General features: G+C 56.1%; 18 protein-coding genes. 4 read left to right on the top strand and 14 right to left on the bottom strand.

The annotated features are described in order from the left end of the window. Positions 1–13: 13 nt before the first annotated feature. From BQ2657_RS05975 to BQ2657_RS05965, 3 genes are all read right to left on the bottom strand, one after another. Complete coding sequence (locus BQ2657_RS05975) at positions 14–1,471, bottom strand: SLC13 family permease (RefSeq protein WP_075579807.1); 1,458 nt, start codon at positions 1,469–1,471, stop codon at positions 14–16. Between the two features lie 9 nt (positions 1,472–1,480). Then, complete coding sequence (locus BQ2657_RS05970; RefSeq protein WP_075579806.1) at positions 1,481–2,047, bottom strand: chorismate mutase; 567 nt, start codon at positions 2,045–2,047, stop codon at positions 1,481–1,483. Positions 2,048–2,131: 84 nt separating this feature from the next. Next, on the bottom strand, positions 2,132–3,112 hold the full coding sequence (locus BQ2657_RS05965; RefSeq protein ID WP_075579805.1) for a 4Fe-4S cluster-binding domain-containing protein: 981 nt from the start codon (positions 3,110–3,112) through the stop codon (positions 2,132–2,134). 163 nt (positions 3,113–3,275) lie between these two features. Here BQ2657_RS05965 and fliB point away from each other — a divergent pair, with 163 nt between their 5' ends. Then, positions 3,276–4,145, top strand: a complete 870-nt coding sequence (gene fliB, locus BQ2657_RS05960; protein ID WP_075579804.1) for a flagellin lysine-N-methylase — start codon at positions 3,276–3,278, stop codon at positions 4,143–4,145. A gap of 41 nt (positions 4,146–4,186) precedes the next feature. Here fliB and BQ2657_RS05955 read toward each other — a convergent pair whose 3' ends face one another. From BQ2657_RS05955 to BQ2657_RS05905, 11 genes are all read right to left on the bottom strand, one after another. After that, positions 4,187–4,639 carry a deoxycytidylate deaminase gene (locus tag BQ2657_RS05955; protein WP_075579803.1) on the bottom strand — a complete coding sequence of 151 codons (453 nt, stop codon included), beginning with the start codon at positions 4,637–4,639 and terminating at the stop codon, positions 4,187–4,189. Between the two features lie 3 nt (positions 4,640–4,642). Continuing rightward, complete coding sequence (gene upp / locus BQ2657_RS05950) at positions 4,643–5,269, bottom strand: uracil phosphoribosyltransferase (protein WP_075579802.1); 627 nt, start codon at positions 5,267–5,269, stop codon at positions 4,643–4,645. A gap of 23 nt (positions 5,270–5,292) precedes the next feature. Next, positions 5,293–6,540, bottom strand: coding sequence for a serine hydroxymethyltransferase (gene glyA / locus BQ2657_RS05945; protein WP_075579801.1), 1,248 nt, complete (start codon positions 6,538–6,540; stop codon positions 5,293–5,295). Between the two features lie 60 nt (positions 6,541–6,600). Continuing rightward, positions 6,601–7,143 carry a TIGR01440 family protein gene (locus tag BQ2657_RS05940; RefSeq protein ID WP_075579800.1) on the bottom strand — a complete coding sequence of 181 codons (543 nt, stop codon included), beginning with the start codon at positions 7,141–7,143 and terminating at the stop codon, positions 6,601–6,603. Between the two features lie 9 nt (positions 7,144–7,152). After that, on the bottom strand, positions 7,153–7,590 hold the full coding sequence (gene rpiB, locus BQ2657_RS05935; protein ID WP_075579799.1) for a ribose 5-phosphate isomerase B: 438 nt from the start codon (positions 7,588–7,590) through the stop codon (positions 7,153–7,155). A 113-nt stretch (positions 7,591–7,703) separates the two neighbouring features. Then, a complete protein-coding gene (locus tag BQ2657_RS05930) occupies positions 7,704–8,810 on the bottom strand; it encodes an L-threonylcarbamoyladenylate synthase (protein WP_075579798.1) in 1,107 nt (368 codons plus the stop codon). Further along, the gene (prmC, locus tag BQ2657_RS05925; RefSeq protein WP_075579797.1) at positions 8,776–9,684 is read right to left on the bottom strand and encodes a peptide chain release factor N(5)-glutamine methyltransferase; all 909 of its coding nucleotides are present in this window, start codon (positions 9,682–9,684) and stop codon (positions 8,776–8,778) included. Before prmC ends, BQ2657_RS05930 begins: the two co-directional genes overlap by 35 nt. Before the next feature lies 1 nt (position 9,685). Further along, on the bottom strand, positions 9,686–10,762 hold the full coding sequence (gene prfA / locus BQ2657_RS05920; RefSeq protein ID WP_075579796.1) for a peptide chain release factor 1: 1,077 nt from the start codon (positions 10,760–10,762) through the stop codon (positions 9,686–9,688). A 12-nt stretch (positions 10,763–10,774) separates the two neighbouring features. Next, on the bottom strand, positions 10,775–11,656 hold the full coding sequence (locus tag BQ2657_RS05915) for a DUF1385 domain-containing protein (RefSeq protein ID WP_075579795.1): 882 nt from the start codon (positions 11,654–11,656) through the stop codon (positions 10,775–10,777). A 72-nt stretch (positions 11,657–11,728) separates the two neighbouring features. Continuing rightward, positions 11,729–11,935, bottom strand: coding sequence for a 50S ribosomal protein L31 (gene rpmE, locus BQ2657_RS05910; protein ID WP_012937812.1), 207 nt, complete (start codon positions 11,933–11,935; stop codon positions 11,729–11,731). 58 nt (positions 11,936–11,993) lie between these two features. After that, a complete protein-coding gene (locus BQ2657_RS05905) occupies positions 11,994–12,953 on the bottom strand; it encodes a LysR family transcriptional regulator (protein WP_075579794.1) in 960 nt (319 codons plus the stop codon). Between the two features lie 164 nt (positions 12,954–13,117). On the opposite strand from BQ2657_RS05905, the gene BQ2657_RS05900 reads away from it, so the two are divergent. The 3 genes from BQ2657_RS05900 (at position 13,118) to sdaAA (ending at position 16,094) form a co-directional block, all read left to right on the top strand. Next, entirely contained in the window at positions 13,118–14,308 is a 1,191-nt protein-coding gene (locus BQ2657_RS05900; protein ID WP_075579793.1) for a dicarboxylate/amino acid:cation symporter, read from the top strand. Between the two features lie 221 nt (positions 14,309–14,529). Next, complete coding sequence (gene sdaAB / locus BQ2657_RS05895) at positions 14,530–15,195, top strand: L-serine ammonia-lyase, iron-sulfur-dependent subunit beta (protein WP_075579792.1); 666 nt, start codon at positions 14,530–14,532, stop codon at positions 15,193–15,195. Positions 15,196–15,206: 11 nt separating this feature from the next. After that, complete coding sequence (gene sdaAA, locus BQ2657_RS05890; protein WP_075579791.1) at positions 15,207–16,094, top strand: L-serine ammonia-lyase, iron-sulfur-dependent, subunit alpha; 888 nt, start codon at positions 15,207–15,209, stop codon at positions 16,092–16,094. Positions 16,095–16,137: the final 43 nt, after the last annotated feature.

Genomic DNA, 16,137 nt, shown 5'->3' with positions numbered 1-16,137 from the left:
AACAGCTCCGTCACTACCCCAAAATCACCGACCCGATGGGATAGCCTACGAAGGTCATCACCAGGATGGCTAGGAGGGCGAACACACCGCCCCAGATGAACATATCTTTGGCCGTGGTCCAGCCGGACCCGATGGCCACCGTATTGATGGTGGACTGGCCTGCAGGTGTCATATTGCAGATCCCAGCTCCAAAACCGATCAGACAGACCACGGCTCCCACCGAAACCGTCCCGGCAGGCAGAGCTTGGCAAACAGACAGGGCCACAGCACTGACCACCGTGGTGGTCACGATATTGGAAGAAAAATTGGTCTCTGCCACACACCAGGCAAAGAAAAACAAAATCAGCCCCAGTACGGGGAGCCCGCTGGCAATGGGTGCCAGCATTCCGCTGAGCCAGGCTTTGATGCCCATTTCATTGTGGGTCAGGGCGGACCCCAACATGGTAGCCGCTCCTGTCATGACGATGGACGCCCACAGTACCCCCTTGGTCATGACCTCTTTGAAGTTCATGATGGGTTCTCCCTGGTGGCGGGCAATGAACAGGATGATGCAGCCCAACAGAGGCGGCATAGCCGTGGTCCACCGGCTGACCATCTTGTACAGTCCTGGATCGAAGCCTTTCACCAGGCTGGGACCCACCCACAGCAGCACCGTCAGGGCCATGGTCCCCAGGATGATCTTTTCCTGGGTATCGGCCTGGGGGACCCTGCCCCGCAGGCTCATGGCTTTCCCTGGTTCGATGGTGCCGATGTCACTGGGCCGGAAAACGAACCGGAACACCAGGAGCAGCAGCACCACCAGCAGGATCCCGGCCGGAATTCCCATGGCCATGTACTGGAACTGGTTCACATCCCGTCCGGTGGCCGCCGTATAATAGCCGATGGCCATGGTGGGCCATACATGGCCGATGGCCGTCATCCCAGAGGACAGGCTGATGCAGAAAGCCGTCCCCAGCATAATCATATTGGCAGAAGGGCTCCCCTTCTTCAGTTCCAGTACTTGGAAGATATCTTCCAGGAAGGGCATGAAAGCCACGAACAGCACTGAAGGAGAAATGAACAGCCCCATGAAGGTCACTGCAAAGAACAGGAAGCTGACAAAAGACCAAGGGCCCCTGCGGGCAATGGCATTGGTGATGAAGGTCACCGTGCAGCGCCGGACGAAATGGGTCTTGGACAGCGGGTACACCAGCATGAAGGTGAAAAGCAGGAAGGCCACAGTGGTATTCCCGAAGGTCCCTTTCAGGGTGTTCCCGAAACCGAAATGGGGCAGGAAGCCCAAAAGGAAAATGGTGATCAGGCTGGGCCAGTCGATGGAAATGGTGATCCACATCATCAGGGAAGTCAGGAAGATCCCCAGTACGGCCAACCCCTCCTGGGTCAGAGGCGCCGGTGCCGGAAGCAGCCTGACGGCGAATCCTGCCGCCAGGGAAAGGATCAGCCACAACAGATCTTTTTGTGATTTTGTCATGTTTTCCCCTTATTCGTTCCGCAGGATCTGGAAATCCTGGCTTTCCTTGGACAGCTGGAACATGAGTTTCTGCATATTGGTTTCGCTGAGGTCCCCCAAGATGGTCAGATCAAACGTAACGGTCTTTTCCGGCTTGTTGAAATGGAGCAGCTCCATATACTGCATATTATAGCCGTAATCCCCCACCATGTTCAGGATGCTGCTCATGGCATTGGGCTGATCAGGGCGGGTCAGGCGGACCACCACCCGAGTCCCCCCTGGATGGATCTCGATATTTTTGGCCAGTTCAGCGAACAGTTGGGGATTCCAGTCAAAGAGCATACCATACTGGTACATCCGGCTGGTTTCCATGATTTTCCGGACCACTGCCAGATATTCGGGCAGCCGGTCTTCCGGCACCCCCTGGGACAGTTTCTGCAGGATCACCTGCTCCCGGTCCGGGCGGTAGATATTGGTCTCCCCGGCAGCCTGTTTCGTCTCGGCCACAAGCCGGGAACAGTCCAGCCGTTCCATCAGCAGTTCTCTGATTTGAGGATCGATGGCATCGATTTTCTGGCGCACTTCTTCCAATTTCATGATTTTTCTTCCTTTCTACCTTGCTTCTCAGATTTTCCATCTATTATAGCAAAGGGGCTGTCGCTAACGCAACAGCCCTTTCTTTTATACTGCCGTACAAGGTTCTGCTCCCAGCAGTTCCTCCTGTTCTTCTTCCACCTGCCGGGCTGGGACTCGTTCCAGCCATTTCAAGTCATAGGGCTCGAATTTGCAGTGGGCATAGGCATCCACATCCATCACCGTACCATCCCAATCGGAATCGATCCGGCCGTTCTGCTTGATCAGGATATCGTAAAGGATGGCATAGGTTTCCCCGTCCTTAGGATCCTTTTCTACAATGGTACTGTAAGGCAGGGTCTTGTGGTATACCAGTTCCAGGTCCTTGTATTTGAAATGGAATCCGCAGCGCATCCGGCAGCCGTCCAGTCCAGTATAGCAGGCCACTTTCTTCAAGTCCCGAAGGATCTGGTCATGGGGTTCATCGTACAGATTTTCCGGCGTGGTTTCCGTATAATCGAACCGGAACTGGATGGAAGGAGCATGGACCTTCCGGAACCGTTCCATAAAGGGAATCAGCTGTTCCCTAGGATATTTTTTATACAGCACACAGTTGATCCGGAACCGGACTGGCAGCTTGGCCAAAAGGCCGTCATTGGATTCTTCCACATAATGCTGCATGTGCCGGGAGATATTCAGACAAGTGATCTTCTTCCGGTTCTTCTGCAGGAAGGCCAGCACCTCTTCTTCCGTCTGGTCCCGGCTCACCGGCAGGGTGGTATTGATATAGATCTTATGGGTCTCCGAAACCTTGTCCAGCATGACCTGCAGGCTATGCAGATTGGCCAGCGGTTCCCCCCCGGTGAAGACAAAATCACAGTAGGGAGTCAGCGCGTCCATTTTTTCGATACTGCGGCAGATGGCCTCCAGGGAGAACCCGGTCATATCGGCGTATTCTTCCTTGTTGACACAAAACGGACAGTGGTTCTTGCAGTCGTAAGGTACAAAAACCGTTACGGTCGCACCGCCGGTCCGCGTCTTGTATGGATGTACTGCCGCTTCTACAGCACTTTTTTCTCTTTTGATCATGACAATCCCCTCGAACTTCCACTCCGGCCCCGCCTGGAGCCGAAAGCTAAACTCTCACAATAATCTAGTCTATATTTTACCATAAACTGTGAAAGTGTTCCAATTTTTTCAGTGCCCCATCCGTGTTATAATGGTTCCATCTACAAAAAAGGAGCGGTCAGCCATGATTTCCATCATTCCGGAAGGATTCAATGATTTCTGCTGCAAAGGAGGAGCCTGCCGCCATACCTGCTGCCAAGTGTGGGAAATCGACATCGATGCAGATACGGCGGAATATTACCAACAGCTGCCGGGAAAATTGGGGCAGGACCTGCGCCGGGCCATGGTGAAAGAAGGAGACACCTGGCATTTCCAGCTGGATCCCAGGGGATACTGCTATCTGCTGGATCCGGATGGACTCTGCCGGGTGATCAAGGAACTGGGAGAAGATGCCCTGTGCGACATCTGTACTGTCCATCCCCGTTTCTTCACTTATGTGTATGAATACATCCTGTGTGGCACCGGGCTCTGCTGCGAAAAGACCTGCGAGATCCTAGCCGCCCTGCCAGGCCCTCTCCACTTCACCCAGGAAGAGACCGGTGTCCAGCTGACCTTTCCGGAGCTGCTGGCAGAAATGGGGCTGGAGGCATTGCCGGAAGAGGAACTGCATTTCTCACCGGACCTGACCCTGGAAGAACTGACCCAGATCCTTCAGGATCTTTCTGTCACAGAACCCATCGATGCTGCCTGGACCCAGGATCTCCAGAGACTCCTGGCTGCCCTGCCGGAAGCCCTGGAACAATACCGGAGCTACCGGGCAAAAGCTCCCCTGGCTTTCTTTGACCGGCTCTATCAGTTCATCTTCTACCGGCAGCTGGATCAGGAAGCGGCCTATGGCATGGAAACCTTGGCCCGCTACGCCCGCCAAAGCACCTGTTTCATCTTCCTCCAGGCGGCCCGTACTGGAGATGCCCTGGAAGCCGCCCGCCGCTGGTCCGAACAGATTGAATACGATACGGAGAATGTAGGTCTGCTGCTGTCGCAGCAGATCTGACAACAAAAGGGGGTGCTGCACGTGCAGCACCCCCTTTTGTCTCACTTCTTATGAAATTCTTCCAGCTCCAGGGACGTGTCCGCGTGGAGCATCTCTTGGGCCAGCTTGTCCGGATAGGGATTGGCGTACACGATCCGTTTGATCCCGGCATTGATCAGGATCTTGGAACACACCACACAGGGCTGATGGGTGCAGTAGAGGGTGGCTCCCAGGGTGGATACCCCATTCACCGCCGCCTGGATCACCGCATTCTGCTCTGCATGGATGCCCCGGCACAGTTCGTGGTTCTGGCCGCTGGGTACGTGGAGTTTTTCCCGCAGGCAGCCCACCTGTTCACAGTGGGGCAGCCCTTTGGGCGTGCCATTGTACCCGGTAGCCAGGATCTGCCGGTCCTTGACCAGGACGGCTCCCACCTTCCTGCGCAGACAAGTGGACCGTTTGGAAACCACCTCGGCGATTTCCATGAAATAACTGTCCCAATCAGGTCTGTCCATGATTCATTCCACCGTTCCGAATACCCGGTCCCCGGCATCGCCCAGGCCCGGTACGATATATCCGTGTTCATTGAGATGGTCATCCAAGGCTGCCGTATAAATGGGCACATCCGGATGCAGTTTGTTCACCAGTTCCACCCCTTCCGGAGCGGCCACCAGGCACATGAACCGGAAATGCTTGTAGCCATCTTCCTTCAGCATGGTCAGAGCTGCAGCGGCGCTGCCGCCGGTGGCCAGCATAGGATCGATCAGGATGATTTCTGCATCCTTGTCTTTGGGGATCTTACAGTAGTATTTGATGGGCTGGAGGGTTTCCTCATCCCGGGTCAGGCCGATATGCCCCACCCGAGCTTCCGGCACCAGATCCAGGACCGCATCCAGGAAGCCCAAGCCGGCCCGCAGGATGGGCACCACTGTAATGCCGCTGATGGCCAGTTCATAACCGGTGGTTTCCGCAAGAGGCGTAGTGACAGGGACTTCCCGGATGGGGAGATCACGGGTCACTTCGAACAGCAGCAGCTGGGCGATTTCATCCAGCAGCCGCCGAAAATTCCGGGGAGCTGTCTTTTTGTCACGCAAATGGGTCATTTTTTCTTTGATCAAAGGATGGTTCACAACATGGACTTGCATGGGTTACAGGGCTCCTTTCCCAATTACAGATTCGGATAGAGGGGATGTTTTTCACACAGGGCGGCCACCCGGGCAGCCGCTTCTTTCTGGGCTTCTTCTTTCCCAGGATTGCTGAGCACCAGCCCGATGATCTTGGCCACTTCCCGGAAATCTTCTTCCAGGAAGCCGCGGGTGGTGGCTGCAGGAGCACCCAGCCGGATGCCGCTGGTCACAAAGGGGCTGGCAGGATCATTGGGGATGGTGTTCTTGTTGCAGGTGATGCCGATGGCATCCAGCATATGTTCCGCATCCTTGCCGGTCAGGTTCTTGGACCGGGTATCCACCAGTACCAGATGGTTGTCCGTGCCGCCGGAAACCAGCCGCAGACCCTGTTGGGTCAGCTCATCCGCCATAGCCGCCGCATTCTTGATGATCTGTTTCTGGTATTCCTTGAATTCCGGTTTCAGGGCTTCGCCCAGGGCCACGGCCTTGGCTGCGATGATGTGCATGAGAGGACCGCCCTGGGTACCGGGGAATACGGCCTTGTCGATCTGTTTGGCATATTTTTCCGGGCACAGGATCATGCCACCCCGAGGACCCCGGAGCGTCTTGTGGGTGGTGGTGGTCACCACATCTGCGTAGGGGATCGGGCTGGGATGGAGCCCTGCAGCTACCAGGCCGGCAATGTGGGCCATGTCGATCATGAGCACCGCTCCCACCTTGTGGGCAATGGCCGCCATCCGTTCAAAATCGATGATCCGGGGATAGGCACTGGCCCCACCGATGATCATCTTGGGCCGGCATTCCTCGGCAATCTTTTCCAGTTTGTCATAATCGATCCGCTCTGTTTCTGGATCCACGCCATAGGGGACGATGTGGAAGTATTTCCCGGAAATGTTCACCGGAGATCCATGGGACAGATGGCCCCCTTCGGACAGATTCATGCCCATGACCGTATCCCCCGGCTGCACGAACGCAAAGAATGCCGCCAGGTTAGCATTGGCGCCGCAGTGGGGCTGGACATTGGCATGTTCTGCCCCGAACAGTTCGCAGGCTCTCTCCCGTGCCAGTTCTTCCACTTTGTCCACGAATTCACAGCCCCCGTAATACCGGTGGCCAGGATAGCCTTCCGCATATTTATTGGTCAGCACGGTCCCCATGGCTTCCATGACAGCCGGAGACACGAAATTTTCCGAAGCGATCAGCTCGATCTTATGGCGCTGTCTGCCCAATTCTTCCCCGATTGCCGCTGCAACCTGGGGATCTGCCTGACGCAGTTCTTGTTGATTCATCTCGATCCTTCCTCCTTGCTGGATTGGTCTGGGACAGCCTGTTTCCAGGCTCTCCGTTCCTTATTTGTAGACAGCCCGTTCCCCGCCGATCAGAGGCGGACGGGTCCGTGCTGCTGTCAGCACTGCATTGCCCAGGGTCTTTCGGGAAAGGCGCACCGGTACAGCCACCCGTTTCAGGTGCATCCCGATCAGGGTCTGGCCGATATCCATTCCCAGATCTGCCTTGATTTCTTCCACTACCACCGGATTCTTCAATTCATTGTAGGCCGTAGCGGCAAAAGCCCCCCCTGCATGTTCGATGGGACGGACCGTCACCTGCTGCCAACCGAATTTTTCCATGGCTTTCTGATCCACCACAATGGCCCGGTTCAGGTGTTCGCAGCACTGGGCCGCCAGGATCAGCTTGTGTTTCCGGCAGACTTTCCGCAGGGTGGTATATAGGACCTTGGCCAGTTTCATGGAGCCGCCGGTGCCGATTTTATTCCCCAGCACTTCACTGGTGCTGCAGCCCACCACCAGCACCTGCCCGGATTTCGCGCCGGCGATGCCGATCAATTCTTCTGCGTCTTCTTCGATTTCTTGTGCGATTGCTTCCAGATCCATCGTATCACCTTATTTCTCCAAGTCCATGATTTTCTGGACTCTCTGGGTATGGTAACTGCCCAGGAAAGAGGCTCCCAGGTAGGCATCCACGATCTGTTCTGCCAGGCCGGTGCCCAGGACCCGTGCCCCCAGGCAGAGAATATTGGCATTGTTGTGTTCCCGGGCCTTTTCCGCACTGTAGCAGTCTCCGCAGACCGCTGCCCGGATGCCGTGGATCTTATTGGCAGCAATGGACATGCCCAGGCCAGTGCCGCAGATCAGGATGCCCTGTTCCGCCTTGCCGGCAGCCACCGCTTCGCCCACTTTTTTGGCATAGTCCGGATAGTCCACCCGGTCCGGGGTATAAGACCCAGCATCTTCCACTTCATACCCCTTATCCGCCAGATATTTTTTCAAAACTTCTTTCAATTCAAAACCGCCGTGATCACAGCCGATCATGATCTTCATGAGTTTTGCCTCCCTAATCAATAGTCCGATGCGTCCACCGCATACCTAATCCATTGTAACACAAAGGGGGAAAAGAAAAAAGGAGCCGTTGCATGAGCAATGGCTCCTTCTTTTCACTCCACCACCATCCCCTGCAGGAATTCCGGCACCTGTCCGCTCTGTTTCCGGAATAGGCCTCGTTCGTACACCAGGATATTGTGACCGGCGCTTTTCCGCATCCGGTTCATGATGGCAAGGCCCAGGCCCTGGGTGGGGACCCCTTCCCCCAGGATCACATCCACTTGCTGCCGGTCGAATTCCCGCAGCTCCGTGTATAAGTTCTCTGCCAGAGCTGCCAGGTCCTTCCCGGCGTCGCAGATCACCAGGCGGGCCGTATGGGGCAGATGCTGGACCGTTTCGTCCAGGGCCAGCACCCCCACTTTCAGCCCCCAAGCTTCTGCCATGACGGCGGCCCGGATCACCCCCAGGCCCGCTTCCGGTCCTTCGACCAGGAACATAGGTGCCTTAGGGGCATAGTGCCGGTATTTCATCCCCGGAGCTTTGGGTTTCTGGTCCGGGCTCACCAACCCTGGATCCAGTTCCACAGCCCCCATCACCTCCTGGATCATCTCTTCGGTGATGCCCCCGGGACGGAGGATCACTGGTTCTTTTCCTGTGGTGTCGATGATGGTGCTTTCCACTCCGATATCACAGGCACCGCCGTCCACCACGCCGCCGATGATGCCCTCCATATCCTGGAGCACATCCTGGGCGTTGGTGGGACTGGGTTTCCCAGATTTGTTGGCAGAGGGTGCTGCCAGCGGCCGCCCGGTGAGACGGATCAGGGCCCGGGCCACCGGGTCGCTGGGGAACCGGACCGCCACTGTTTCCTGTCCGGCGGTCACCACTTCTGGGATGATCTCCGATTTGGGTACGATCAAGGTCATGGGACCGGGCCAAAAGGCGGCCATGAGCTTTTCCGCCATGGGAGAAAGGCCGGAAGTAAGAGGCCGGATCTGGTCCATTTCACTGATGTGGAGGATCAAAGGATTGTCCGCCGGCCGTCCCTTGGCGGCAAAGATCTTCCGGCAGGCTTCCCCGTTCAGGCCGTCCGCTCCCAGGCCGTACACCGTTTCCGTAGGAAAGGCCACCACTTCGCCTTGGCGCAGCAGCTTGGCCGCCGATTCCAGCTGGGGATCCAGCGGTTCATCTTTCTTTAATTTCCAATATCGCGTTTCCATAGCCCGTTCCCCCTTTAGCGGCAAAGACCATCCGGTCGATGTCTCCGTAATCTTTCCGTACTTTCACACAGTCCAGGCCTGCTTCCCGGCACAGTCGGGCCACAGCTTCCCCCTGCCCCTGGCCGATTTCAAAGGCAGCCATCCCTTCCGGATCCAAATAATCCCACAGTCCCTTCAGGATCCGCCGGTAAAAGTCCAAGCCGTCCCGGCCTCCGTCCAGGGCCCGTCGGGGTTCCCGATGGACTTCCGCCTGGAGCCCGGCCAAGTCTCCTTCCGGGATGTAGGGCGGATTGGAGACCAGCACCTGGAATTTCGGTTCCTGCGGTACTTTATCATACAGATCTGACACCAAAGTTTCCAGCCGTTCCTCCACCCCCAGGCTCCGGGCATTTTCTTGGGTCACAGCCACTGCCCCAGGGCTGATGTCCACTCCAGTACCCCGAGCTTCCGGCAGCTCCGCCAGCAGCGAATCGATGATGGCCCCACTGCCGCAGCCCAGATCCAGGATCCGCACGGCTCCCCGGTTTTTGTTCAGGCTCACCAGCTGTTCCGCCAGCAGCTCTGTTTCCGGTCGGGGAATCAGGGTGTCCCTGGTCACTTTGAAGTCATAGCGGAGGAATCCTTTATGGCCCAGGATATAGGCCACCGGTTCCCGGGCCGCCCGCCGGGCCACATAGCCCCGGTACTGTTTCAGTTCTGCTTCCTCCAGGGGCTCATCGAAATTGGTGTACAGCTGGATCCGGCTTTTATCCAGCACAGCACAAAGCAGCACTTCCGCATCCAGGCGCGGATTTTCCACGCCTTTGGAGCTGAAGTACTGCTGGGTCCACTGAAGGATCTTCAATATGGTCCATACGGTTTTCTGTTCCTGCATCTTATTTCACCTGCTGGAGTTTCTTGGCCTGTTCTGCCATCATCAGGGCATCCAGGAGTTCATCCAAGTCCCCATTGATGATGTCCGGCAGCTTGTGGAGTGTGAGCCCGATCCGGTGGTCGGTGACCCGGCCCTGGGGATAGTTGTAAGTCCGGATCCGTTCACTCCGGTCTCCGGTGCCTACCTGGCTCTTCCGTTCCGCAGCGGTGGCGGCCCGCTGTTTTTCCTGTTCCGCTTCCAGGATCCGGGACCGGAGCACCCGCAGGCACTTTTCCCGGTTCTTGGCCTGGGATTTTTCGTCCTGGCACTGGGCCACGATCCCGGTGGGGATATGGGTCATCCGGACGGCAGATTCAGTCTTGTTCACATACTGTCCCCCCGCTCCGCCGGCCCGGTACGTATCCACCCGGATATCCGCCGGGTTCAGTTCGATGTCCACTTCTTGGGCTTCCGGCATCACGGCCACAGTGACCGTGGAAGTGTGGACCCGGCCCTGGGATTCCGTATCCGGCACCCGCTGGACCCGGTGGACCCCGCTTTCAAATTTCATGTGGCTGTACACATCTGTGCCGGACACCATGAACACCACTTCCTTGAAGCCGCCCAGGCCCGTGGGGCTGGCATCCATCAGTTCCACCTTCCAGCCCTTCTGTTCCGCATACCGGTTGTACATCCGGAACAGGTCTCCGGCAAAAAGGGCCGCTTCATCGCCCCCGGCCCCCGCCCGGATTTCCATGATGATATTTTTCTCATCATTGGGATCCTTGGGCAGCAGCAGCAGGGTGAGCTTTTCTTCATAGGCTTCCAGCTGGGGCTGGAGCTCCTTCATTTCCTCTTCGGCCATAGCCGTCAGTTCCTGGTCTTCCCGGGCCTTGGCAATGGCTTCGTCATCTTTCCAGGCATCCACCAGCTTCTTATATTCCCGGTACACGGTGACGATTTCCGTCAGTTTGGAATGGGCCTTGGTGTATTTCAGCCACTCTTCCTGCCGGGCGATCACCTCCGGATCGCTGATCTTGGCTTCCAGATCCAGATACCGGTCTTCCAGGTCCTGGAGTTTATCCAAATTCTCAAACATACGCGTTCCCCATCATTCAATGATTTCTTCCGGCGGCAGCACCGCTTTCAGAGAAGCGATGGCCACTTCGATCTGATCGTCATCCGGCTGCCGGGTGGTCAGTTTCTGGAGCGCCAGCCCCGGCAGGATGGCAGTCCGCACCCAGGCCTTGTCCATATGCTTTCCGGCAAAGCGGATGATTTCGTAGCTGATCCCGGCCACTACCGGCATCAGGAGGATCCGGGAAAGGATCCGTTCCCACAGGCTGGGCCAGCCCAGGAAGGTAAAGATAAAGATGCTGATGAGCATGACGATCATCAGGAAATTGGTGCCACAGCGGGGATGGAGAGTGGAAAAAGGCCGCACATTCTCCACCCGCAAGGGCAACCCATGTTCATAGGTATAAATGGTCTTATGCTCCGCCCCATGGTACTGGAACACCCGCTGGATGTCCTTCTGCCGGGAAATCCCCCAGATGTAGAGCAGGAAGATCCCCAGCCGCAGGAGCCCCTCGCACAGATTCAGCAGGAGGGGACTGGCCCCCTGGTTCTGGAGCAGCTTCATAGCCCCTGTAGGCAGCACCACGAAAAGCAGCACTGCCAGGCCCACGGAAACGGCAATGGTCCCGACCATTTCCAGGCTGCTGAGGGTCTCTCCCGATTCTTCATCCCCGGAAACCTGGGCGGAAAAAGACAGGGCCTTCATCCCGTAGCCCAGGGATTCTACCAGGGAAACCACCCCTCGGAGAAAGGGTTTCTTCAGGATGGGATACCGGTCGCTGATACTCCCTGCCGGTTTCAGGTCCACGGCGATTTCTCCGTCAGGTTTGCGCACCGCTACGGCGATCTTCCCCGGTCCCCGCATCATCACTCCCTCGATGACCGCCTGGCCACCGACACTTAATTTTTTTGCCATAAAATGACTCCCTGGATACAAGAAAAGGAGTGCTGCAATGTCTGCAAGTCACTCCCTGTCCGTGCGCATTTTTTATTTTGCGTCTTTGCCGTACCGTTTGTTGAACTTTTCGATCCGGCCTCTGGCAGACATATCACGCTGTTTACCAGTGAAGAAAGGATGGCATTTGGAGCAAACGTCCACGCGCAGTTCCTTCTTTACACTGCCAGTTTTGAATGTATTCCCACAGCCACAAATCACGGTGCATTCACCGTAGTTAGGATGGATTCCTTTTTTCATTCTTGAAACACCTCTTTCTCATATTGCATTAATATATCCCGACATTAACGCTTAACAATTATATCACACTCCCCGGGTCCATGCAAGAGTCCTTTCTCCTTTTCCTGGAAATCTCCCCGTCCATCTCTTCAGGATCCGGAGGATTCTCTTTCACCGCCAGCTGGAGGAACACTTTCATGGCTTGGGTCTGCCATTTGTCTTTGTGATAGAACAGCTGCCGGTACATGTGCATGCGGAACTTCTTTACCCGGAGGATCTGCAGCCGATCCCGATACGGGCTGTTCTCTACCACATACTGGGGCAGGAAGGAAAGGCCCAGGTTCCGTTGGACCATATCCAGGATGAAACCGGTATCACTGACTTCCAATAAAGGATTCAAGGCCAGCTGCCGGGCTGCCAGGTGCTGGTCCAGGCTCAGCCGGTAATTGTCCGCCTTTTCCGTAAGGAAAAAAGGCTGCCGGAGCACTTCTTCCAGCTCTACTTCCTTTTTCCGGGCCAGAGGCGAATCCAGGGAACAGACAAAGACGATATTCTCCCGTTTCTGGAATACCTTTTCCCATTTGACATCATATAATGGCTTATCCAGCACATATACCAGGTCCACCTTGTTGTGGTTCAGGGCATCCAGGAGCACACTGGGGGAATCGATGGTGATGGTAATGTGGAGATCGGGCAGATTCCGGCACACATAGTCCATTACCTGAGGCATGTGGGCTTTGCACAGGCTTTCGATCATCCCGATCCGCAGGGCTTCCACCGGGGGCCGGTTGTGCATCACATTCTCCACTTCTTCCACTTCCTGGAGGATGGGCAGCACCCGCCGTGCCAGCTCTTTTCCCGGAGGCGTCAGGGCCACCTGTTTCCCCAGCCGGTCAAAGAGCCGGACCCCCAGTTCCGTTTCCAAAGAATGGATTTGTACACTGAGAGCGGACTGAGAGTATCCCAGTTCCTTCGCTGCCCGAGAAAAACTTTCCACTTCCATAATTTTCAGAAAGCTTTTTAATTCTCTTAGTTCCATTTTGTCAACCGCCTTTTGAAAATATTAAAAATTTTCATCGTTCAAATCGAATTTATTAATTTGATTTATGGGCACACTCATAGTACACTGAATAAACAGAAAAGTCAAACGTGTGATTCCCAGCCGGCGGGGATCAGTTTGTCAAGTTCAGGGGAGGTTTTTTCATGAAACTCGGTCTTGTACCAAAAATCATCATTGCCATCATCATCGGTATCCTGATTGGGCAGTATCTGCCGGAAGATATCTGCCGTACCGTCGTCACTCTTTCCGGTATCTTCAGTAACTTCTTGAAATTCGTCATTCCTTTGATGATCCTGGCCTATGTGACCATGGGGATCGCTGATTTGTCCCAAGGTGCTGGGAAGCTGCTCTTGATTACTGCCATCATCGCTTATGGATCCACCTTGATCGGGGGAACCTTCTCCTTTGCCGTAGCAGATACCCTGTTCCCGTCCTTCATCAGCGCCGGGGTGCTGGAAGAACTGGCCAAGACTGCGGGCAAGAGCCTGCCGCCCTTCTTCTCCATTTCCATCCCGCCCATCCTGGACACCATCTCCGCCGTGGTGCTGGCCTTCATCGTAGGCCTGTGCCTGTCTTCCCTCCGGGGCAAGGAAATCGGGGATACCCTGTACAACTGCTTCAAGGATTTCTCTAAAATCATCGATCAAGTCCTGACCCATGCCATCGTCCCCTTCCTGCCTCTGTACATCTGCGGCACCTTTGTGGACATGACCCGTTCCGGCAAGACCTTCGTCATCCTCAGCGTCCTGTGGAAGGTGTTCCTGGTGGTCATCGCCATGCACCTGATCCTGCTCTTCGTCCAGTTCATGGTAGCCGGTTCCTTCAGTGGGAAGAATCCCTTCACCCTGATGAAGAACCAGATTCCCGGCTATACAACGGCTCTGGGGACCCAATCTTCTGCTGCCACCATCCCTGTGAACCTGGAATGTTCCAAGGCTGATGGCGTCTGCGAACAGATCCGCAACTTCGTCATCCCCCTGTGCGCCAACATCCATATGTGCGGTTCCATGATCACCATTACGGCCTGTGCCACAGCGGTCTGCCTCATGTACCAGATCCCCATCCATCTGGGGACGGTCATCCCCTTCATCATGACCTTGGGGGTTGCCATGGTCGCTTCTCCGGGGGCGCCCGGCGGTTCCATCATGACGGCCCTGCCTTTCCTGTGGATGATCTTCGGGAAAGAACAGGGAGACCCCAACGGCCCCATCTGTGCCCTGATGGTCGCCCTCTACATCGCCCAGGATTCCTTCGGGACTGCCTGCAACGTATCCGGGGACAACGCCATTGCGGTCATCGTGGACAAGATCTACAAGACCTGGATCAAAAAATAATTTTGTGAAAAACGTTCCATCTCCATCTGCACTCCATTTGCAGCTGTCTGCCTGACAAAGTTCAGGCAGCGGGGTCTACGCTGTCTGGGATATCCAACAACTGTCTCAATCCTTCCTTTCTAAAACCCCTTTTCCCAGCAGCGCAGCCTCTGCTGCAGCCCGATTCAGAAAAAGGAGCATGGAACGTTTTTTATATCCATCCATTTATCAGGAGGTTCACCATGAACATTTTCGATATCATCGGACCGGTGATGATCGGTCCCTCCAGCTCCCATACAGCCGGTGCCGTCCGTCTGGGACGGGTGGCCAATAAACTGCTCCAGAGCAAACCCAAGGACATCCGGATCGAGCTGTCCGGCTCTTTCGCCAAGACCTACAAAGGCCATGGCACGGACAAGGCCCTTCTGGCTGGGATCCTGGGCTACCACAGCTATTCTGAAGAGATCCGCAGCATCTTTTCCATTGCGGACAAACAAGGGATCCACTACACCTATATCCCCACGGACATCCCCAATTCCCATCCCAACACCGCCCGAATCCAGGTAACCTGTGAGGACGGCAGCCAGCATACGGTCCAGGGGGCCAGCATCGGGGGCGGCAACATCCGGGTGGACTATGTGGATGGCATGAAGGTGGACTTCACCGGAGAACGGAATACCATCCTGGTGCCCCACTACGACCGTCCGGGGGTCATTGCAGCCGTCACCAACATCATGTGGCAGAAGCACAAGGACATCAACATCGGCAGCTTCAGGCTCACCCGCCCTGTGAAAGGCGGCATTGCCATGATGACCATCGAAGTAGACGGAATGCCCCCGGCAGATGTGATCGATGCCATCCGTTCCGTCCAGTACGTCACCAACGTGATCCTGATCCGGGCCATTTGAGGAGGAAAACCATGTTTACCTATACATCCATTGCTGAACTGGTGGAAGCCGCTGAAAAAAGCGGAAAGAAAATCAGTGAACTGGTCCTGGCTGACCAGGCGGAATCCATGGAACAAAGCCAGGAGGAACTATTCGACCGGATGTCCACGGATCTGGACGTGATGATCGATGCCGTGAAATTCGGGGAACAGAAAGACCAGAAATCCACTTCCGGCCTTACCGGAGGAGAAGGCTGGAAAATGAACGACTATACTGGCCGGACCCAGGGAGGGCTTTCCGGCACCATCATCGGCCATGCCATCGCCCGGGCCCTTTCCGTAGCTGGCTGCAACGCCTCCATGGGCCGGATCGTGGCCACCCCCACAGCTGGCAGCTGCGGCATCCTGCCCGGTTGTCTCCTGACCCTGATGGAAGAAAAGGGCATGGACCGGAAAGATGTGATCATGTCCATCTTCACCGCCGGTGCCTTCGGTATGGTGATCGCCCAGAACGCCTGCATCGCCGGAGCCCAAGGCGGCTGCCAGGCAGAATGCGGCAGTGCTTCCGGCATGGCGGCGGCAGCCCTGGTGGAACTGGCAGGAGGGACTCCCCAGATGGCGGCGGACGCCTGTGCCATAGCCATCGCCAACCAGTTGGGCCTGGTATGCGATCCGGTGGCAGGCCTGGTGGAAATCCCCTGCATCAAGCGGAACGCCAGCGGCGTGGTCATCGCCTTCTCTGCAGCGGATATGGCCCTGGCAGGCATCCATTCCTGCATCCCTGTGGATGAATGCATCGAAGCCATGCGGGCGGTGGGCAGTGCCCTTCCCGCTTCTCTCCGGGAAACCGCCGGCGGCGGCCTGGCTGTCACCAAGACCGGGAAAAAGCTGAAAGAACAGGTCTTCGGAAAAGAAGAATGAATAAAAAATAAAGAAGGTGCTGCACAAAATGCGCAGCACCTTC

Origin of the sequence: Acidaminococcus massiliensis (assembly GCF_900095825.1) — a bacterium.
Classification (GTDB): Bacteria; Bacillota; Negativicutes; order Acidaminococcales; family Acidaminococcaceae; genus Acidaminococcus; species Acidaminococcus massiliensis.
This window is presented reverse-complemented; position numbering and strand designations above follow the sequence as displayed.

What these genes read in the sequence shown, in the direction of transcription:
- BQ2657_RS05975 (WP_075579807.1), bottom strand. Translation starts at nt 1,471, where the DNA reads ATGACAAAATCACAAAAAGATCTGTTGTGGCTGATCCTTTCCCTGGCG.
- BQ2657_RS05970 (WP_075579806.1), bottom strand. Translation starts at nt 2,047, where the DNA reads ATGAAATTGGAAGAAGTGCGCCAGAAAATCGATGCCATCGATCCTCAA.
- BQ2657_RS05965 (WP_075579805.1), bottom strand. Translation starts at nt 3,112, where the DNA reads ATGATCAAAAGAGAAAAAAGTGCTGTAGAAGCGGCAGTACATCCATAC.
- fliB (WP_075579804.1), top strand. Translation starts at nt 3,276, where the DNA reads ATGATTTCCATCATTCCGGAAGGATTCAATGATTTCTGCTGCAAAGGA.
- BQ2657_RS05955 (WP_075579803.1), bottom strand. Translation starts at nt 4,639, where the DNA reads ATGGACAGACCTGATTGGGACAGTTATTTCATGGAAATCGCCGAGGTG.
- upp (WP_075579802.1), bottom strand. Translation starts at nt 5,269, where the DNA reads ATGCAAGTCCATGTTGTGAACCATCCTTTGATCAAAGAAAAAATGACC.
- glyA (WP_075579801.1), bottom strand. Translation starts at nt 6,540, where the DNA reads ATGAATCAACAAGAACTGCGTCAGGCAGATCCCCAGGTTGCAGCGGCA.
- BQ2657_RS05940 (WP_075579800.1), bottom strand. Translation starts at nt 7,143, where the DNA reads ATGGATCTGGAAGCAATCGCACAAGAAATCGAAGAAGACGCAGAAGAA.
- rpiB (WP_075579799.1), bottom strand. Translation starts at nt 7,590, where the DNA reads ATGAAGATCATGATCGGCTGTGATCACGGCGGTTTTGAATTGAAAGAA.
- BQ2657_RS05930 (WP_075579798.1), bottom strand. Translation starts at nt 8,810, where the DNA reads ATGGAAACGCGATATTGGAAATTAAAGAAAGATGAACCGCTGGATCCC.
- prmC (WP_075579797.1), bottom strand. Translation starts at nt 9,684, where the DNA reads ATGCAGGAACAGAAAACCGTATGGACCATATTGAAGATCCTTCAGTGG.
- prfA (WP_075579796.1), bottom strand. Translation starts at nt 10,762, where the DNA reads ATGTTTGAGAATTTGGATAAACTCCAGGACCTGGAAGACCGGTATCTG.
- BQ2657_RS05915 (WP_075579795.1), bottom strand. Translation starts at nt 11,656, where the DNA reads ATGGCAAAAAAATTAAGTGTCGGTGGCCAGGCGGTCATCGAGGGAGTG.
- rpmE (WP_012937812.1), bottom strand. Translation starts at nt 11,935, where the DNA reads ATGAAAAAAGGAATCCATCCTAACTACGGTGAATGCACCGTGATTTGT.
- BQ2657_RS05905 (WP_075579794.1), bottom strand. Translation starts at nt 12,953, where the DNA reads ATGGAACTAAGAGAATTAAAAAGCTTTCTGAAAATTATGGAAGTGGAA.
- BQ2657_RS05900 (WP_075579793.1), top strand. Translation starts at nt 13,118, where the DNA reads ATGAAACTCGGTCTTGTACCAAAAATCATCATTGCCATCATCATCGGT.
- sdaAB (WP_075579792.1), top strand. Translation starts at nt 14,530, where the DNA reads ATGAACATTTTCGATATCATCGGACCGGTGATGATCGGTCCCTCCAGC.
- sdaAA (WP_075579791.1), top strand. Translation starts at nt 15,207, where the DNA reads ATGTTTACCTATACATCCATTGCTGAACTGGTGGAAGCCGCTGAAAAA.